The organism is Solirhodobacter sp. (genome assembly GCF_964715405.1).
Genome location: NZ_CBAICG010000002.1, coordinates 83,071 through 100,848, shown reverse-complemented (window position 1 = coordinate 100,848; position 17,778 = coordinate 83,071). Strand labels below are relative to the sequence as shown.

At 68.3% G+C, this 17,778-nt stretch carries 13 protein-coding genes; 2 read left to right on the top strand and 11 right to left on the bottom strand.

Translation table 11 applies throughout. The features are described from left to right. Window positions 1-80: 80 nt before the first annotated feature. The 9 genes from AC11WY_RS01360 to xdhA form a co-directional block, all read right to left on the bottom strand. Window positions 81-1,154 (bottom strand): NAD(P)/FAD-dependent oxidoreductase, encoded by a 1,074-nt coding sequence (locus tag AC11WY_RS01360; RefSeq protein ID WP_482921747.1) that lies wholly within the window; start codon window positions 1,152-1,154, stop codon window positions 81-83. 134 nt (window positions 1,155-1,288) lie between these two features. Then, complete coding sequence (locus AC11WY_RS01355) at window positions 1,289-2,575, bottom strand: NAD(P)/FAD-dependent oxidoreductase (RefSeq protein ID WP_482921745.1); 1,287 nt, start codon at window positions 2,573-2,575, stop codon at window positions 1,289-1,291. A 161-nt stretch (window positions 2,576-2,736) separates the two neighbouring features. Further along, window positions 2,737-3,822 carry a BMP family ABC transporter substrate-binding protein gene (locus AC11WY_RS01350; protein WP_482921743.1) on the bottom strand — a complete coding sequence of 362 codons (1,086 nt, stop codon included), beginning with the start codon at window positions 3,820-3,822 and terminating at the stop codon, window positions 2,737-2,739. Window positions 3,823-3,883: 61 nt separating this feature from the next. Further along, window positions 3,884-4,813 (bottom strand): ABC transporter permease, encoded by a 930-nt coding sequence (locus AC11WY_RS01345; RefSeq protein WP_482921741.1) that lies wholly within the window; start codon window positions 4,811-4,813, stop codon window positions 3,884-3,886. Continuing rightward, window positions 4,810-5,889, bottom strand: coding sequence for an ABC transporter permease (locus AC11WY_RS01340; RefSeq protein WP_482921739.1), 1,080 nt, complete (start codon window positions 5,887-5,889; stop codon window positions 4,810-4,812). Before AC11WY_RS01340 ends, AC11WY_RS01345 begins: the two co-directional genes overlap by 4 nt. Continuing rightward, window positions 5,876-7,414 (bottom strand): ABC transporter ATP-binding protein, encoded by a 1,539-nt coding sequence (locus AC11WY_RS01335; RefSeq protein WP_482921737.1) that lies wholly within the window; start codon window positions 7,412-7,414, stop codon window positions 5,876-5,878. Before AC11WY_RS01335 ends, AC11WY_RS01340 begins: the two co-directional genes overlap by 14 nt. Continuing rightward, a complete protein-coding gene (xdhC, locus tag AC11WY_RS01330; protein ID WP_482921735.1) occupies window positions 7,411-8,355 on the bottom strand; it encodes a xanthine dehydrogenase accessory protein XdhC in 945 nt (314 codons plus the stop codon). Before xdhC ends, AC11WY_RS01335 begins: the two co-directional genes overlap by 4 nt. Next, the gene (gene xdhB, locus AC11WY_RS01325; protein WP_482921733.1) at window positions 8,348-10,774 is read right to left on the bottom strand and encodes a xanthine dehydrogenase molybdopterin binding subunit; all 2,427 of its coding nucleotides are present in this window, start codon (window positions 10,772-10,774) and stop codon (window positions 8,348-8,350) included. Before xdhB ends, xdhC begins: the two co-directional genes overlap by 8 nt. Then, window positions 10,771-12,186 carry a xanthine dehydrogenase small subunit gene (gene xdhA / locus AC11WY_RS01320; protein ID WP_482921731.1) on the bottom strand — a complete coding sequence of 472 codons (1,416 nt, stop codon included), beginning with the start codon at window positions 12,184-12,186 and terminating at the stop codon, window positions 10,771-10,773. The genes xdhB and xdhA overlap by 4 nt, the downstream gene beginning before the upstream one ends. A 239-nt stretch (window positions 12,187-12,425) precedes the next feature. Between xdhA and AC11WY_RS01315 the strand changes: the two genes are divergently transcribed. Continuing rightward, window positions 12,426-13,361 carry a cytochrome c oxidase assembly protein gene (locus tag AC11WY_RS01315; protein ID WP_482921729.1) on the top strand — a complete coding sequence of 312 codons (936 nt, stop codon included), beginning with the start codon at window positions 12,426-12,428 and terminating at the stop codon, window positions 13,359-13,361. Here AC11WY_RS01315 and AC11WY_RS01310 read toward each other — a convergent pair. Both AC11WY_RS01310 and AC11WY_RS01305 read right to left on the bottom strand, forming a co-directional pair. Then, window positions 13,358-13,942, bottom strand: coding sequence for an SCO family protein (locus AC11WY_RS01310; protein ID WP_482921727.1), 585 nt, complete (start codon window positions 13,940-13,942; stop codon window positions 13,358-13,360). The two genes, AC11WY_RS01315 and AC11WY_RS01310, sit on opposite strands and share 4 nt — an antisense overlap. A gap of 28 nt (window positions 13,943-13,970) precedes the next feature. Further along, the gene (locus tag AC11WY_RS01305; RefSeq protein WP_482921725.1) at window positions 13,971-14,159 is read right to left on the bottom strand and encodes a hypothetical protein; all 189 of its coding nucleotides are present in this window, start codon (window positions 14,157-14,159) and stop codon (window positions 13,971-13,973) included. Between the two features lie 119 nt (window positions 14,160-14,278). Here AC11WY_RS01305 and dnaE point away from each other — a divergent pair, with 119 nt between their 5' ends. Beyond that, the gene (gene dnaE, locus AC11WY_RS01300) at window positions 14,279-17,773 is read left to right on the top strand and encodes a DNA polymerase III subunit alpha (protein WP_482921723.1); all 3,495 of its coding nucleotides are present in this window, start codon (window positions 14,279-14,281) and stop codon (window positions 17,771-17,773) included. Window positions 17,774-17,778 lie beyond the last annotated feature (5 nt).

Below are 17,778 nucleotides of genomic sequence, written 5' to 3'. Positions count from 1 at the left end.
TTCCCTGCGGGATGGCACGCCGGGGAAGAGCCCACCTTGACCCATGTCAATTCATTCACGACATGGAATATGACGCTGCGTCAGCCGAAGCGGGCGGGCGACAAGGCCGCGACCGTGGCGGGGTCGAGGGCGGGTGTGCGGCCCTCTGCCAGCGCGGCCAGCAGGGCGGCGGCGGCGGGGGCGGTCTGGAAGCCGTAGCCGCCCTGGCCGGCGGTCCAGAGGAACGTCGGATCACCCGCTTCGGGGCCGATCACCAGCACCCGGTCCGGCGCGAAAGTGCGCAGGCCCGCCCAACTGGCCAAGAGCCGGGTGACGGGCTCGGTCACCATGTCCTCATAGCGCGCCAGCCCCTCGGCCAGCACCATGTCGTCGGGCCAGGCGTCGTGCGGTTCCATCGCATGTTCCTCGGCGGGTGAGACGATCAGGGCGCCCGCGTCGGGCTTGGCATACCAGCTTTCACCGGCGCCGAAGATCATCGGCCAGCCTGAGGGATCCTGCCCCCCCGGCGCCGGGATGCGCGCCATCGAGCGGCGGTAGGGCGTGAAGCCCTTGGGCTTCACCCCGGCCATGCGCGCCACATGATCGGCCCAGGGCCCGGCGGCGTTGACGAGGCGGGCGGCGGTATGGTCGCCCTTGGGCGTGACGACGCGCCATCCCGCACCCTCGCGCAGGATCGCGGTCACCGGGGCCGCGGTGACGATCTCGGCGCCGCGCGACCGGGCGTCGCGCGCGTAGCCCTGGATCAGCCGGTCGGTGTCGATGTCCCAGGCGTGGTCGGCCAGCGCGGCAAAGGCCACCGTCGCCGGGTTGAGGATGGGCACGCGGGCGATGGCGGCGTCGAGCGTGATTTCGGCCAGCCCCATCCGGTCGGTTTCCTCGACGAAGTCGGCGCGCTGGTCGGCGCGGGCGACGATCATCAAGCCGCGCGGGCCGAGCACCCCCGCCGCCTGAAGCGCCGGGGCGCTGGCATGGCTGAGCGCCACGACCGGCGGCAGGCCGTAGGACGGCTCGAACAGCGCGGCCGAACGCGAGGAGGCGTGGTGGGCGAGCACGGGCTCGGCCTCCAGCAGCGTCACGGTGCCAAGGCGCGAAAGTTCGGCAGCAACGGCAATGCCCGCGATGCCGCCGCCGATGATGATGAAATCGCGTGTCATGGCGGCATCTTGGCCAGCGGGGGCGGAAAGGCAAGGGGGGGCTGTCTGCCCCCCGACCGTCATGGCCAAGGGGGCCATGACGGCCCCCCGAGAGTATTTTCACCAAGAAGAAAGCGGCAGACGGCCCCGCAGGCTCAGCCCTGTTCGACCTTCTTCAGCTTGTCGATGCCGAGCAACTTCATCGTGGCGGCCTCGTAGAACGGTTCGGAGGTGCCCTTGCGCACCTTGCGCAAGAAGTACTTCTCGAAGCCGATCTTGGCGAGGTGGACCCACTTGCCCTGCGACGACCAGTTGAGGTTGCGTGGCGGGATCTGCGGTTGCGCGACGAAGGCGATGCCGCTGTCGCCGAAATCGGCGAGGCAGACGGCGTTCCAGGTGCCGACCTGATCGGGTTCCTTGCCGCGCAGGATGTTGCCGATGTTGTGGGCGGTTGCCGTCACCATCGATTCGATCATGAAACCGGTTTTCGGCACGCCACAGGGCACCGGGGTCGGCCCCATCGGCGGGATCGCGATGCAGACGCCGACGGCGAAGATGTTCTTGTACTTCGGGTTCTGCTGGTGCTTGTCGACGATGGTGAAGCCGCGCGGGTTCGACAGGCCTTCGATGCCACGCAGCGGCTTGATGCCGCGGAACGCGGGCAGCATCATCGCAAAGCCGAAGGGCAGCTCGGTCTCGGCCTTCACGGTGCCGTCGTCGTTGATCTCTTCGACGGTCATCTTGCCGGCCTCGACCTTCTTCACCTTGGTCGAGGTCTTCCACTTGATCGACTTTTCGCGCATCGCCGATTCAAGCAGGCCCTTGGTATCGCCGACGCCATCAAGGCCGAGGTGGCCGATGTAGGGTTCCGAGGTGACGAAGGTCATCGGCACCTTGTCGCGGATCTTGCGGCGGCGCAGTTCGGTTTCCAGGATGAAGCAGAACTCGTAGGCCGGGCCGTAGCACGAAGCGCCCTGCACCGCGCCGACGACGATCGGCTTGGGGTTCTTGCAGAAGTCCTCGAAGGCCGTGTAGGCGTTTTCGGCATGGTCGACGTGGCAGATCGACTGGGTGTGGCCGCCGTTCGGCCCCAGCCCCTCGATCTCGTCGAAGGCCAGTTCGGGGCCGGTGGCGATCACGAGGAAGTCGTAGGGGACCGAGGTGCCGTCGGCCAGTTCGATCCGGTTTTCCTCGGGCAGCACCTTCTCGGCCGGGACCGCCTTGAAGGCGATGCCCTTGCGCTTCATCGTCTGGGCGATGTCGACCGTGATGTCGTCGCGCTTGCGCCAGCCGACGGCAACCCAGGGATTCGAGGGCACGAAGTGGTATTTCGGATCCTTGGTGATGACGGTGATGGTGTCTTCCTTGCGGATCTGGTCCTTCAGTTCGTAGGCCATGATGGACCCGCCGAGTCCGGCCCCCAATACGACGATATGTGCCATGTTTGCTCCTCCTGCGGCGGGTTCTTTGTCGCCATGAGTCGGAAATGTATCACATATGATGAATATGTCTTTCTTTTAATTCCGGCGTCGCCTGCGACATTTTCTGAGCGAAACGGAAAAGGCCCGGCGCCGGGCCGGGCCTTCCCATTGTCTCGGCGGTTCTATTTCGGCAGGTCGCCCGCGATGCCCTGAACGTAGAAGTTGAGCCCTGACAGCATCGAGTCTTCGGGTTTTTCGCCGTCCTTCAGCCAGACCGATCCGTCCTGCTTGTTCAGCGGGCCGGTGAAGGGATGGTAGTCGCCCTTGGCGATCTGGTCCTTCAGCGCCAGTGCCTCGGCCTTCACCTCGGCGGGCACCGCGTCGGTGATGTCGCCGATCTGCACCACGCCCGAGCCGATGCCCATCCAGACGCCCTGGCTTTTCCACTTGCCGTCGAGCATGTCCTGCGCGCGCTGGATGTAGTAGGGCGCCCAGTTGTCGATGATCGAGGAAATCCGCGGCTTGGGCGCATACTGGATCATGTCGGACGACTGGCCGAAGGCATAGACGCCCGCGGCCTGCGCCTTGGCCATCGCGGCGGTGGAGTCGGTGTGCTGCATGATGACATCGACGCCCGCGTCGATCATCGCCTGCGCGGCGTCGGCTTCCTTGGCCGGATCGAACCAGGTCGAGACCCAGACGATCTTGAACTCGACCTTCGGGTTGACCTTTTTCGCGTGGATATAGGCGGCGTTGATGCCGCGGATGACCTCGGGGATCGGGAACGAGGCGATGTAGCCGATCTTGTTGGTCTTGGTCATGCGGCCCGCGATGGTGCCGATCACCGCACGGCCTTCATAGAAGCGCGCGTCGTAGGTCGAAAGGTTGTCGGCGCGCTTGTAGCCGGTGGCGTGCTCGAACATCACCTTGGGGAATTTCTTCGCCACGTTGACCGTCGGGTCCATGTAGCCGAACGAGGTGGTGAAGATCAGCTTGTTGCCCGCCAGCGCCAACTGGGTGATCGAGCGTTCCGCGTCGGCACCTTCCGGCACGTTCTGGATGACGCTGGTCACCACCTTGCCCTCGAAGTGCTTTTCCATCGCCAGGCGGGCGAGGTCGTGCTGGTAGGTCCAGCCGCCGTCGCCCGGCACGCCGAGGTAGATGAAGCCGATCTTCAGCGGCTCGGCGGCCAGCGCCTTGCCCACAAGGCCGGTGGCCAGCACGGTGCCGGTTGCCGCCGTGGCGGCGAGGAATTCTCTGCGTTTCATTGTGGTCTCCCCGTTGTTGTCGGACCCGACGGGCCCGAAGGTCGTTTCGTCAGTTGATGCCTCAGTGCGAGGCGTGGAACACCCGGCCCAGCGATGCGGGCGCGCCCTGCGCCGCGCGGCCGCGACGGGCCGACATGATGACAAGCACCAGTATGGTTATCAGATAGGGCGCGGTGGACAATATCTGCACCGGGATGGCGATGCCGACCGCCTGAAAGCTGAGCTGAAGAACCGTTACGCCGCCGAAGATATAGGCGCCCAGCAAGACCCGCCACGGCTTCCACGAGGCGAAGACCACGATCGCCAGCGCGATCCAGCCCGCACCCGCCGTCATGCCCTCGGTCCACTGCGGCACGCGCACCAGGCTGAGGTAAGCGCCGCCGAGGCCCGCGCAGGCGCCGCCATACATCAGCGCCAGCGTGCGCACGGTGCGCACCCGGTAGCCCAGCGCGTGCGCCGCGTCGTGGTTTTCGCCGACCGCGCGCAGGATCAGGCCCGCGCGGGTGTATTTCAGGAACGCCCAGGTGCCCGCGATCAGGATCAGCGACAGATAGACCACCCAGTCGTGGCCGAACACGATCGGCCCCACCACCGGCAACTCGCCGAGGCTGCCGAACAGTTTCGGCGTCGCCGGTGGCTTGATGCCGTTGTAGCCCTGGCCCAGCAGCGACGACAGGCCGAGGCCGAACAGCGTCAGCGCCAGCCCGGTGGCGACCTGGTTCGACAGCAGAACCTGCGTCAGGAAGGCGAACATCAGCGCCATCAGCGCGCCGCCAGCCGCCGCCGCCACGAAGCCCAGCACCGGGCTGCCGGTCTCGACCGCCGCGATGAAGCCGCAGATCGCGCCGACGATCATCATGCCCTCGACGCCAAGGTTCAGCGAGCCCGCCTTTTCGGCCACCAGTTCGCCGATCGCCGCCAGCATGATCGGCGTGGACGCCACCATCAGCGTGGCGATCAGGACGACAAGATCAATCCCCCCAACGCTCATTTGCGCGACTCCTTGATGCGGATGCGGTAGTTCGACAGCACGTCGAGGCCGAGGAGGAAGAACAGCAGCATCCCCTGAAACGCCTGGATCGCCGCGGACGGCAGGCCCAGCGACAGTTGCGCCAACTCGCCGCCGATGTAGGTCAGCGCCAGCAGCAGGCCCGCCAGCACGATGCCGATCGGGTTCAGGCGGCCAAGGTAGGCCACGATGATCGCGGTAAAGCCGTAGCCCACGTTGAAGTTGGTCGAAATCTGCCCGCTCGGCCCGCTGACCTCGAACATCCCCGCCAGCCCCGCCAGCGCGCCCGAGATGCCCATGCAGATGGTAAAGAGGTGCTTGGGCTCCACCCCGGCAAAGCGGGCGGCGCGCGGCGCCTGACCCGCGACGCGGATCTGGAAGCCCAGGATGTGCTTTTTCAGCAGGATATAGGCCAGCACCACGGCCACCCCCGCCGCCACCACGCCCCAGTGGATGCCGGTGTTCGGGAACAGTTCGGGGTTCGACGCCGCCGGGTATTGTTGCAGGTTGCGGCTACCGGGAAAGCCCATCCCTTCGGGGTTGCGCAGCGGGCCGAAGGCCATCCAGCTTTGGATGTTCTGGGCGACATAGACCAGCATCAGCGACACGAGGATTTCATTGGTGCCGAAGGCGTTCTTCAGCATCGCCGGGATCATCGCCCAAGCCCAGCCGCCCAGCGCCCCGGCGATCACCATCAGCGGAAAGATGTACCAGTGTTCGGCCGGGTAGAACGCCAGCCCCACCGCCGCGCCGCAGATCGCGCCGATGATGTATTGCCCTTCCGCCCCGATGTTCCAGATCGAGGCGCGGAAGCCGAGGCTGAGCCCGACCGCGATCAGGATCAGCGGCCCGGCCTTCACCAGCAGTTGGGCGCGGAAATAGTCGGCGTTGTCACCAAAGAGGGGCAGGTAGAAGATATCGAGGATCGCCTCCACCGGGTCTTTGCCCAGCGCGGCGAACAGCAGGCCGCCCGCGATCATCGTCAGGATCACCGCCAGAACCGGCGTCATCCCGGCCCAGAACCGCGACGGGTTCGGGCGTTTCTCAAGAATGAGCATGGGCCACCTCCATCCCGTGCGCGCCGCCCATCATCAGGCCGATCTCGTCCACCGTCAGCCCCTGCGTGGGGCGCGGCGCCGAAAGCCGCCCGCCGTTCAGCGCGCAGAAGCGGTCGGCGATCTCCAGCAACTCGTCGAGGTCCTGGCTGATCACCACCACCGCCGCACCGGCCGCCGCCCGGTCGATCAGCGCCTGCCGGATCGCCGCCGCCGCCGCGGCATCGACGCCCCAGGTCGGCTGGTTCACCACGATCACCGCCGGGTCTTGCGACAACTCGCGCCCGATCACGAACTTCTGCAGGTTGCCGCCCGACAGCGCGCGCGCCGCCGTGCCCACCCCCGGCGTGCGCACGTCGAAGGCCTTGACGATGGCTTCGGCGAACTTCTTCGTCTTCGCCCAGTCGATCATTCCGTGCGTCACCAGCCCCTTGCGAACCGCGCCCGACAGCAGCGCGTTTTCCGTCAGGCTCATGTCGGGCGCCGCCGCGTGCCCCAGCCGTTCCTCGGGCGCCGCCACCAGCCCCGCCGCCCGCCGCGCGTTCGGGCCAAGCTGGCCGACGCCGCGCCCGTCGATCTTCACCGCGTCATTGTCGCTTTTCAGCTCGCCCGACAGCGCCAGCAGCAATTCGTCCTGCCCGTTGCCCGCCACCCCTGCGATGCCGAGAATCTCGCCCCGCTGCACCGTCAGGTGCACGTTCTTCAACGAGGTGCCGAACGGGTTGGGCGAGGCGACCGACAGCCCGGTGACATCCAGCGCCACCGGCCCCGGCGCCTTGCCGGTGCGGGCGGGCGGGGTCAGCGTCTCGCCCACCATCAGTTCGGCCAGTTCGCGCGCCGACCGCTCGCGCGGGGTGCAGGTCGCCACCACCTTGCCGCGCCGCAGGATCGTGGCCTCGTCGCAGAGCGCGCGGATCTCTTCCAGCTTGTGGCTGATGTAAAGGATCGCCCGCCCCTCGGCCGACAGTTGGCGCAGGGTCTTGAACAGGATCTCCACCTCCTGCGGGGTCAGCACCGAGGTCGGCTCGTCCATGATCAAGAGCTTGGGTTCCTGCAACAGACACCGGATGATCTCCACCCGCTGCCGCTCGCCCGCCGACAGGTCGCCGACCAGCCGCGAAGGGTCGAGCGGCAGGCCGTAATCCTCGCTCACCTGCCGGATGCGCGCCGACAGCTCGCGCTGCGGCGGCGGGTTCTCCATCCCCAGCGCGACGTTCTCGGCCACGTTCAGCGCCTCGAACAGGCTGAAGTGCTGGAACACCATCGCCACGCCCGAGGCCCGCGCCGCCCGCGGTTCGGCCGGCGTGTAGGCCTGCCCCCGCAGCGTCATCCGCCCCGAGTCGGGCTTCACGAGGCCGTAGATCATCTTCACCAGCGTCGATTTGCCGGCCCCGTTCTCGCCCAGCAGGGCGTGAACCTCGCCCTCCATGATGCGAAACGACACGTTCGCGTTCGCCACCACGCCCGGATAGGCCTTGGTGATCCCCTCGACGGTCAGCAGAACCTGTTGCGTCCCCGTCCCTGTCATGGCGCGCTGTCCCTCTGTGATGCGGTTGCGCTGGTCTGTCGTATGAACTCCGCCGCCACCCCGATGGCGATGGCCTGCGGATGCTTGCCAAGGCTGCGATCGCCGATCGGGCAGCGGATCGCCGCGATCCGTTCCGGGGCATGGCCCAGCGCGCGCAACCGGCTGCGGAACCGCGCCCATTTCGTGTCCGACCCGATCAGGCCCAGAGCGCCAAAGCCGTGTTGCAACAGCCGGTGACACAGGTCCAGGTCAAGCGCATGGGAATAGGTCAGCACCAGATGTTCGGCCCCGCGCGGCGCCTGCGCCACCAGATCGGCCGGGTTCGCGGCCCAAAGCCGGGTGACACCCGGCGTCACGTCCTCGGGAAACCGCGCCTCGGCCATGTCCAGCCAGGTGATCGCCACCTCGGGCAGCGGCGCCAGCACGGCCACGATCGCCCGCCCCACATGCCCCGCGCCCCAGACCCACAGCGCGCGCGCCGGTGCCGCAACCGGCTCCACCATCCAGCCCTGCACCAGCCGGGGCAGGGGCGCCACGCCCTCGGCCCGCGCCCGGTTCAGCAGCCGCGCCACCGCCAACGGCATCCCGCCCGCCGGGCCGGACACCTGCCGCGCGATCACCGGGCCATCGAGCCGCGCCACCGCGTCGGCGTCGTACACCTCGGTCAGCACCGTCACCGCGCCGCCGCAGCACTGGCCAAGGCTTGGCCCCAGCGCCTGCCGGTCCAGCCGTAGGCCGCCTCCCGCCAGCATCCGCCGCGCCCGCTGCGTCGCCTCCCACTCCAGCGCGCCGCCGCCGATGGTGCCGTCCTGCCCGCCGTCCCAGACCAGCATCGCCGCCCCGGTCTCGCGCGGGCTGGATCCGTCATGCGCCGCGATCACCACGCGGGCGACCCGGCCCCGCGCCGCCACCGCCATCCGCAGGGCGCCCAGATCAAACATCGCCCAGCACCCGCCGCACTGCCGCCAGCACCCGCTCCGCCGTCGCGGGCGCATCGAGCGCCGGATAGACCGAGCCGTCGCCGCAGGCCGCCACCGCATCGCTGAGCGCGAAGAAGGCGGAAATGCCCAGCATGAACGGCGGCTCCCCCACCGCCTTCGACCGGTAGACGGTCTCCTCGCGGTTCGCGCCGTCCCACAGGTTCACATTGAACACCCGCGGCCGGTCCGAGCAGGCCGGGATCTTGTAGGTCGAGGGCGCATGGGTGCGCAGCCGCCCACGCGCGTCCCACACCAGTTCCTCGGTGGTCAGCCAGCCCGCGCCCTGCACATAGCCGCCCTCCACCTGGCCCCGGTCCAGCGCGGGGTTCAGGCTGGTGCCGGCGTCGTGCAGGATGTCGGTGCGCAGGATGCGGTTCTCGCCCGTCAGCGTGTCGATCACCACCTCGGTCACCGCCGCGCCATAGGCGAAGTAGTAGAACGGGCGGCCTTCTCCCTTCACCCGGTCCCAGACGATCTTCGGCGTGCGATAGAACCCGGTCGCCGACAGGCTGATCCGGGCCTGATAGGCCATCGCCGCCACCTCGGCAAAGCTGTAATCCGCCGCGCCGACAAAGACGCGGCCCTCCTCGAAATACACCTCCGCGGGCTTCACCTGATGCCGCTCGGCGAGGAAATCGGCCAGCCGCGCCCGGATCGTGTCGCAGGCCGCCTTCACCGCCATCCCGTTCAGGTCCGACCCGGATGACGCCGCCGTGGCCGAGGTGTTGGGCACCTTCGCGGTATCCGTCGCGGTGATCTTCACCACCCCCGCATCCACCCCGAAGGCCGCCGCCGCCACTTGCGCCACCTTGCGGAACAGACCCTGCCCCATTTCGGTGCCGCCGTGGTTCATCGCGATCGACCCGTCCTGATACACATGCACCAGCGCCCCCGCCTGATTGAGGTGGGTCAGCGTGAACGAAATGCCGAACTTCACCGGCGTCAGCGCGATGCCGCGCTTCAGCACAGGGCTGCCCGCGTTCCACGCCGCGATCGCCGCCCGCCGCGCCGAATAATCCGACGAGGCCTCCAGCCGCGCCACCAGCCCGTTCAGGATGAAATCCTCGACCGGCTGGTGATAGGGCGTGGTCTGAACCGCGCCCCCATTCTTCCGTTCGGAAATATCCTCGGAGGGGATGAGCGTCCGGAAATCCTCCAGTGGAGGATTTCCAGCGAAGAACGCCCGCCCCTTGGGCGGGCTGGGGGGGGCAGACGGCCCCCCCGGCGCTTCCACCGGACTCTCCGCGTAGAAGTTCGCCCGCCGGACCGCCAGCGGATCGCGCCCGACCGCGTGGGCGACGTGGTCCATCACCCGCTCGATCCCGATCATCCCCTGCGGCCCGCCAAAGCCGCGATAGGCGGTGGCCGAGGTCGTGTTGGTCTTCAGCCGGTGGCTTTCGATCCGCACATGGGGCAGCCAGTAGGCGTTGTCGGCATGCAGCATCGCGCGGTCGCAGACCGGCAGCGACAGGTCCATCGACCAGCCGCAACGCGCGAGTTGCAGGAATTCGATCCCCAGCACGCGGCCCTCGGCATCGACCCCCGCCCGGTAGCCGATGCGGAAATCGTGGCGCTTGCCGGTGATCACCATGTCGTCGTCGCGGTCGTAGCGCATCTTGCAGGGTCGGCCGGTTCGCGCCGCCACCACCGCGCAGGCCACCGCCAGCGCGTTGCCCTGGCTTTCCTTGCCGCCAAAACCGCCGCCCATCCGGCGCACCTCGACCCGCACCGCCGACATCGGCAGGTGCAGCGCGTGGGCGACCTTGTGCTGAATCTCGGTCGGGTGCTGAGTCGACGAATGCACCAGCATGTCGCCGCCCTCCTGCGGCAATACCAGCGCGGCCTGACCTTCGAGGTAGAAATGCTCCTGCCCGCCGACCTCGAAGCGGCCTTCGACCACCTTCGCCGCGCCCGCGATCGCCTTGGCCGCATCGCCGCGCGCCCAGATCACCGGGCCGCCCTCGAAGCGCGAATTGGCGGCCAGCGCGTCGTCGACCGTCAGGATCGCCGGACGTTCGCGATACGTCACCTTGCCCAGCCGCGCCGCCTTGCGCGCCGCCAGATGGCTGTCGGCGACCACGAGGAACACCGCCTGGCCGACATAATGCACCGTTCCCACCGCCAGCAGCGGTTCGTCCGCCGCCGAGGGCGAGCAATCCGGCATGGGGTCGAAATCCGCCGCCGACAGCACGCTCACCACGCCCGGCGCGGCGCGCACGGCGGCCAGGTCGAGCCCCGTGATCTCGCCGTGCGCGACGGTGGACAGACCGAAGGCCAGATGCAGCGTGCCCGCAGGGGTGGGAATGTCGTCGATGTAGCGCGCCTGCCCGGTGACATGCAGGGCCGCGGCATCGTGGGGCAGGGGTTTTGCAACGCTCATGGCGCAACCTCCAGCACGCGCACCGATGCCCCGGCCAGATCGTGGAAATAGCGCACGAGCATGTTGGTGGCGGTTGCCAGCCGATAGGCGGCCGAGGCGCGCATGTCGCTCATCGGGGTGAAATCCTGGGCGAAGGCGGGCAGGGCGGCCTTCACCGTGGCTTCGGTCCAGGGCTGGCCGGTCAGTGCCGCCTCCACCGCCGCGGCGCGCTTGGGAATGCCCGCCATGCCGCCGAAGGCGATCCGCGCCTCGGTCACCACGCCGCCGCTGACCGTCACGTTGAAACAGCCGCAGACCGCCGAGATGTCCTGATCGAAGCGCTTTGACAGCTTGTAGCAGCGCAAGACCGGCGCCGAGGTGGGGAAACTGACCGCCGCGACGAATTCGCCCGGCCGACGGTCCTGCTTGCGGTAGTCGAGGAAGAAATCTTCCAGCGCCATCGCCCGCATCTCGTCGCCGCGGCGCAGGTGCAGCGTCGCCCCCAGCGCGATCAGCGCGGGCGGGGCATCGCCGATCGGCGAACCGTTGGCGATGTTGCCGCCGATCGTCGCGGCGTTGCGCACCTGCACCGAGGCATAGCGGCGCAGCAGTTCCGCGAAATCCGGGTGCATCGCGGCCATCGCGGCCCGCAGCGTCTCGATCGTGACGCCCGCGCCGATGGCCACGATCTCGTCGCGCCGCTCGATGTGCTGAAGGTCGTCGATGCCGTTGAGGAAGGCGACCGGCGCGAGGCTGCGCAACTCTTTGGTGACCCAGAGCCCGACGTCGGTCGCGCCCGCGATCAGGGTGGCGGAGGGGTTTGCGAGATACCACTCGGCGAGGTCGTCAGAGGTGGCGGGGTGGAAGGCGCCGGGGAGGCCGTCTGCCCCCCCGGTCCCCCCCGAGGATATTTCCGCCAAGATGAATGAGGAAAGGGCGTCCTGATCCGCGCGCATCCAGTCCGGCACCGGGGCGCCTTCGGCGGCCTCGGCGGCGCGGAGGATGGGGGCGTAACCGGTGCAGCGGCAGAGGTTGCCGGCCAGCACGTCGTCATGGTCGGTGCGCCCGTTCAGGTGGCCGACCGCCATCGAGACGACGAAGCCCGGCGTGCAGAAGCCGCACTGGCTGCCGTGATGGTCCACCATCGCCTGCTGCACCGGGTGCAGTGCGCCGCCGGGTCCGGCGATGCCCTCGACGGTGCGCAGGGCGCGGCCGTGAAGCTGCGGCAGCAGCAGGATGCAGGCATTGAGCGCGCGGCTGCCGTCGGCATCGGTGACCATCACCGTGCAGGCGCCGCAGTCGCCTTCATTGCAGCCTTCCTTGGTGCCGGTCAGGCCGCGATCCTCGCGCAGCCAGTCGAGCAGCGTCCGCGTCGGTGGCGCGTCGCGCACCCGGACCGGCGTTCCGTTCAAAAGAAACGCGATCTCTGCCATGTCGTTTGACCTGCCGCCGTCTCCCCGTCCAAGGCCGTTGCGCACCCGCCCGATGCGGCGTAAAGCGGGGCGCGCCCTTGTTTCCCTGTCTTGCATGAAGCCGGGCCAGGGACGATATGGCAAGAACAACTTTTCGCCGGGACCGGGAAGGAGTTTCGTGTTTTGCCGAAGAATTTGCCGTGCATCGCCACCCGTCGCCCCTGGGGCGGGCAGATGCCGCGCCGCAGCAGGGGCAACGCGTGAGCCTTGCCGACCTGTCGGCAGCGCCGGAGCGGCCAGGCCTTGGCGGGCTTGCCGCGCAGGGGGCGATCCTTGCCCTCGGCCTGCTGCTCTGGACGATGTCGCGCTGGTATCCCGCCGACATGCCCACCATCGGGCCCTATGATTTCAGCGCGACGATCTACCTGTCGGTGGCCTTCACCGGCTTCTGGTTCCTGCGCGGGCTGGCGCGCTGCGCGCCCGCCGAACGCCCCGCCACCTGGCGGATCGTGAGCTTCCTCACCGGGCTTGGGCTGATTTACGTCGTGGTGCAGACCGGGTTCGAGTATCCGGCGCAGCGGATGTTCTTCATGCACCGGCTGCAACACATGGTGCTGCACCACACCGGGCCGGTGCTGATCGGGCTGAGCATGGCCGGGCCGGTGATCCTGCGCGGCGCGCCCGCGTGGCTGGTTGCCCTGACGCGGACCGGCGTGGTGCGGCGCGTCTATGCCGTGGTACAGCACCCGCTGCCCGCGACCGTGCTGTTCTCGGGGCTGCTCTATTTCTGGCTCTACCCGCCGGTCCATGTCGTCACCATGCTGAACCGCCCGCTGTACGAGGTGATGAACTGGTCGATGGCGCTGGACGGCATCCTGTTCTGGGCGATGGTGCTGGACACCCGGCCGACCGCGCAGACGGGGGTCAGCTTCGGCACCCGGGCCGCGCTGTCGGTATTCGTGATGTTCCCCGAGATGATCCTGGGGGCGTTGATCACTTTCGCGACCCGCGACCTGTTTCCCTACTACGCCTACTGCGGGCGCTATTTCGCCTCGGTCAGCGCGCTGGCCGACCAGCAGATCGGCGGCATCATCATCTGGATTCCACCCTCGATGATGAGCGTGGCGGGGCTGGTGATGGTGTTGTCGAACATGCGCAGGGTGGATGAGGCCGCCGCCGCGCGCCGTCGGCGCTAGGGTTCCCCGACCAGGCGCAGCATGTCCGCCGTGACGCCCGCCAGATCCGCCGTGGCGTCGTAGAACTTCGGCACCATCAGCCGCGCCGCGCCGGTGCGGTCGAAGACGTAGACCGAGGGGCCGTGCACGACGGTATAGGGGCGGCTGCCGTCCGGCGGCAGCACCGAATAGGTGACCCGGTAGCGACGGGCGAGGACCGCGAGTTGGTTGTCGGTTCCGCGCAGGCCCGCGGCGCGGGGGTCGAAGCTGGCGGCATAAGCGGCCAGCACCGGCGGGGTGTCGCGGTTCGGATCGACCGTGACGAACAATACCTGCACCGCATCGGCGGCCGGGCCCATCCGGTGCAGCACCTCGGTCAGGTTCGCCATCGTCAGCGGGCAGACGTCGGGGCAGAAGGTGTAGCCGAAGAACAGCATCACCACCTTGCCGCGATCGTCGGCTTCGGTCACCGTCTTGCCATCCCCGGCCCGCGTCAGGGTGAAGGCGAGGTCGGGCAGGGTATCGCGCACGTCGACCGCGTGCCACGGCGCGTCCGGCTTGCAGGCGGCGAGCGCCAGCAGCGCGGCCCCCCCGGCCAGCATTGCGCGCCGCGAGGGGCGAGGGGGCGCCTCAGCCGCCATAGACCACGATCAGCGCCACCGCGAAGGCCGCGGCCAGCATGGCGAACACTGCCCCCACCAGGATCAGCGCGAGGTTGCGGTTGGGCTTTGCCGTTTGCAGCCGCTGCTCGTGCGCGGTTGCGGGGCCTTCGGCGTCGCCCTCTGGGTCGGTCGTGGCGATGTCGGGCTCAAGGGTCATGGCGGTCCTTCGGGGCGGGGCACGGGCGGTTGGGGCACGGGCGGTTCTAGCCCCAAGTGCAGGCCAATCCAAGCCCGTGCGGCCTTCCGCCCCGGTGCGCGCTTGGCTAAGATCGCCGGATGGCCAGCCCCGTCCGATTCATCCACCTGCGCGTTCATACCGAGTATTCACTGCTGGAAGGCGCGGTGCCGGTGAAGAAGCTGATCGGCCTGTGCGAGAAGGCCGGGATGCCCGCCATCGCCGTGACCGACACCAACAACATGTTCTGCGCGCTGGAGTTTTCCACGCTGGCGGCGGGCGCGGGGGTGCAGCCGATCGTCGGCTGCCAGGTCGCGCTGGCCTACGACCCCGCACAGCCCGGCGAGCGGCCGCGCGATCCGGCGCCGGTGGTGCTGCTGGCGCAGTCCGAGGCTGGCTATCACAATCTGATGAAGCTCAACTCCTGCCTCTACATCGGCAAGGGGGGCGCGCTTCCGCAGGTGACGGTGGCAGAGCTGGCCGCCCATGCCGGGGGGCTGATCTGCCTGACCGGCGGCCCCGATGGCCCGGTCGGCCGCTTCCTGCGGGCGGGGCAGGCGCCCAAGGCGCAGGCGCTGATGACCCGGCTGGCGGCGATCTACCCCGACCGGCTGTATGTCGAATTGCAGCGCCACCGCGACAGCGCCGGTGCGCCCGAGGCCGAACGGCTGACCGAGCAGGGGCTGGTCGAGATGGCCTATGCGATGGGCCTGCCGCTGGTCGCCACCAACGATGTCTATTTCCCCAAGCCCGACATGTATCAGGCCCACGACGCGCTCTTGTGCATCGCCGATGGCGCCTATGTCGACCAGCAGGAACCCCGCCGCCGCCTGACGCCGCAGCACTACTTCAAGTCCGAATCCGAGATGGCGGCGCTGTTCGCCGACCTGCCCGAGGCGCTGGAAAACACGGTGGAGATTGCCCGCCGCTGTGCCTTCAAGGTGAAGAAGCACGCGCCGATCCTGCCGAAGTTCGCCGACGACGAGGTGGAGGAGTTGCGCCGTCAGGCCTGGGCCGGGCTGGCCGCGCGGCTGAAGGTGATCCCTCCGGCCGCGTCGCGGGAAGATTACGAGGCGCGGCTGGCGTTCGAGCTGGGCATCATCGAGCAGATGGGCTTTCCCGGCTACTTCCTGATCGTGGCCGATTTCATCAAATGGGCCAAGGAACAGGGCATTCCGGTCGGCCCCGGTCGCGGCTCGGGCGCGGGGTCGCTGGTGGCCTATGCGCTGACCATCACCGACCTTGACCCGCTGCGCTATTCGCTGCTGTTCGAGCGGTTCCTGAACCCCGAGCGCGTCTCGATGCCCGACTTCGACATCGACTTCTGCATGGACCGCCGCGAAGAGGTGATCCGCTACGTGCAGGGCAAGTATGGTCGCGACAAGGTGGGCCAGATCATCACCTTCGGCGCGCTGCTGTCCAAGGCTGCCGTGCGGGATGTCGGGCGCGTGTTGCAGATGCCCTACGGCCAGGTGGACCGGCTGTCGAAGATGATCCCGCTGGAAGGCGTGAAGCCCGTCAGCATCGAGAAGGCGCTGGCCGACGAGCCGCGCCTGCGCGAGGCGGCCAAGGCCGAGGAAGTGGTGCGGCGTCTGCTGGACTACGCCCAGCAGATCGAGGGACTGCTGCGCAACGCCTCGACCCATGCCGCCGGGGTGGTGATCGGCGACCGCCCGCTCGACGAACTGGTGCCGCTGTATCAGGATCCGCGGTCTGACATGCCCGCGACCCAGTTCAACATGAAATGGGTGGAATCGGCGGGGCTGGTGAAGTTCGACTTCCTCGGTCTGAAAACCCTGACGGCGATCCAGAACGCGGTGGACCTGATCCGCGGGCAGGGCCGCCACCTGCACCTCGCGGCCGATGGCCGCACGCTCTACCAGCCGCCCGCGGGCGCGGTGGACGATATCGGCGCGATCCCGCTGGACGACGCGGCCACCTACGAGCTTTACGCGGCGGCGAAAACGGTTGCGGTGTTCCAGGTCGAAAGCTCGGGCATGATGGACGCGCTGCGCCGGATGAAGCCGACCTGCATCGAGGATATCGTGGCGCTGGTCGCGCTTTACCGCCCCGGCCCGATGGAGAACATCCCGACCTATTGCGAGGTCAAGAACGGGCTGCGCGACCTCGAATCGATCCACCCCACCATCGACAGCATCCTGGCCGAAACGCAGGGCATCATCGTCTATCAGGAACAGGTGATGCAGATCGCCCAGGTGATGGCGGGCTATTCGCTGGGCGGCGCCGACCTGCTGCGCCGCGCGATGGGCAAGAAAATCGCCGAAGAGATGGCGAAGGAACGCCCGAAGTTCGTGCAGGGGGCCAGGGCCACCCACAACGTGCCGGAAAAGAAGGCGGGCGAGGTCTTCGACCTGCTGGAAAAGTTCGCCAACTACGGCTTCAACAAATCCCACGCCGCCGCCTATGCCGTGGTCAGCTACCAGACCGCCTGGCTCAAGGCCAACCACCCGGTCGAATTCATGGCCGCGGTGATGAACTGCGACATCCACCTGACCGACAAACTTGCTGTCTACAAACGCGAGGTGGACCGGCTGGGGATCAGGGTGGTGGCGCCCTGCGTCAACCAGAGTCTGGCCACCTTCGGCGTGAAGGACGGCGCGCTGCTTTACGCGCTGGGCGCGCTGAAGAACGTGGGCGTCGATGCGATGCGCCTGATCGTTGCGGCGCGGGGCGACAAGCCTTTTGTCACGCTGTTCGACCTTGCCCGCCGCTGCGACCTGAAGCGGATCGGCAAGCGCCCGCTGGAAATGCTGGCCCGCGCCGGGGCCTTCGACGTGCTGGACCCCAACCGCCGCCGGGTGTTCGACTCGCTCGACGCGCTGGCCGCCTATTCCGCCGCCATCCATGAGGCGAAGGGGTCCACCCAGGTCTCGCTGTTCGGCGAGGCGGGCGACGACCTGCCGGAACCGCGCCTGCCGGGCGGCGACGACTGGCTGCCGCTGGAACGGCTGGCGCAGGAACATCAGGCGATCGGCTTCTACCTGTCGGGCCACCCGCTGGACGATTACATGGCCCCCCTGAAGCGCAAGGGGGTGCAGACGCTGGCCGAAATCACCATTGCCGCCGAACGCGGCCCGCTGGTCGCCAAGATCGCCGGATCGGTCTCGGCCCGGCAGGAGCGCAAATCGGCCAAGGGCAACCGCTTTGCCTTTGTCTCGCTGTCGGACCCGACCGGGCTTTACGAGGTGACGGTGTTCTCCGACACGCTGGAAGCCGCCCGCGACCATCTGGAACCGGGCAGGAACGTTGTGCTGACGGTCGAGGCCAATCTGGAAGGCGACACACTGAAACTGCTGGCCCGCGCGGCGCAACCGATCGACAGCGTGGCGGCCGATGCCGGAACCTCGGGCTTGCGCATCCACATCGGCAACGACACCGCCATCGCCTCGGTCGCCGCCCTGCTGGCGCGGATGGGCGAGGGCGCGCGTGCGCGTGGGCCGGTCACCTTCTGCATTTCCGACCCCGAAACCGGCCGCGAGATCGACATCACTGCCGGGCAGGATTTCCCCGTCACCCCGCAGATCAAGGGCGCGATCAAGGCGATCAGGGGCGTCGTGATGGTCGAAGACCTCTGAGGCCG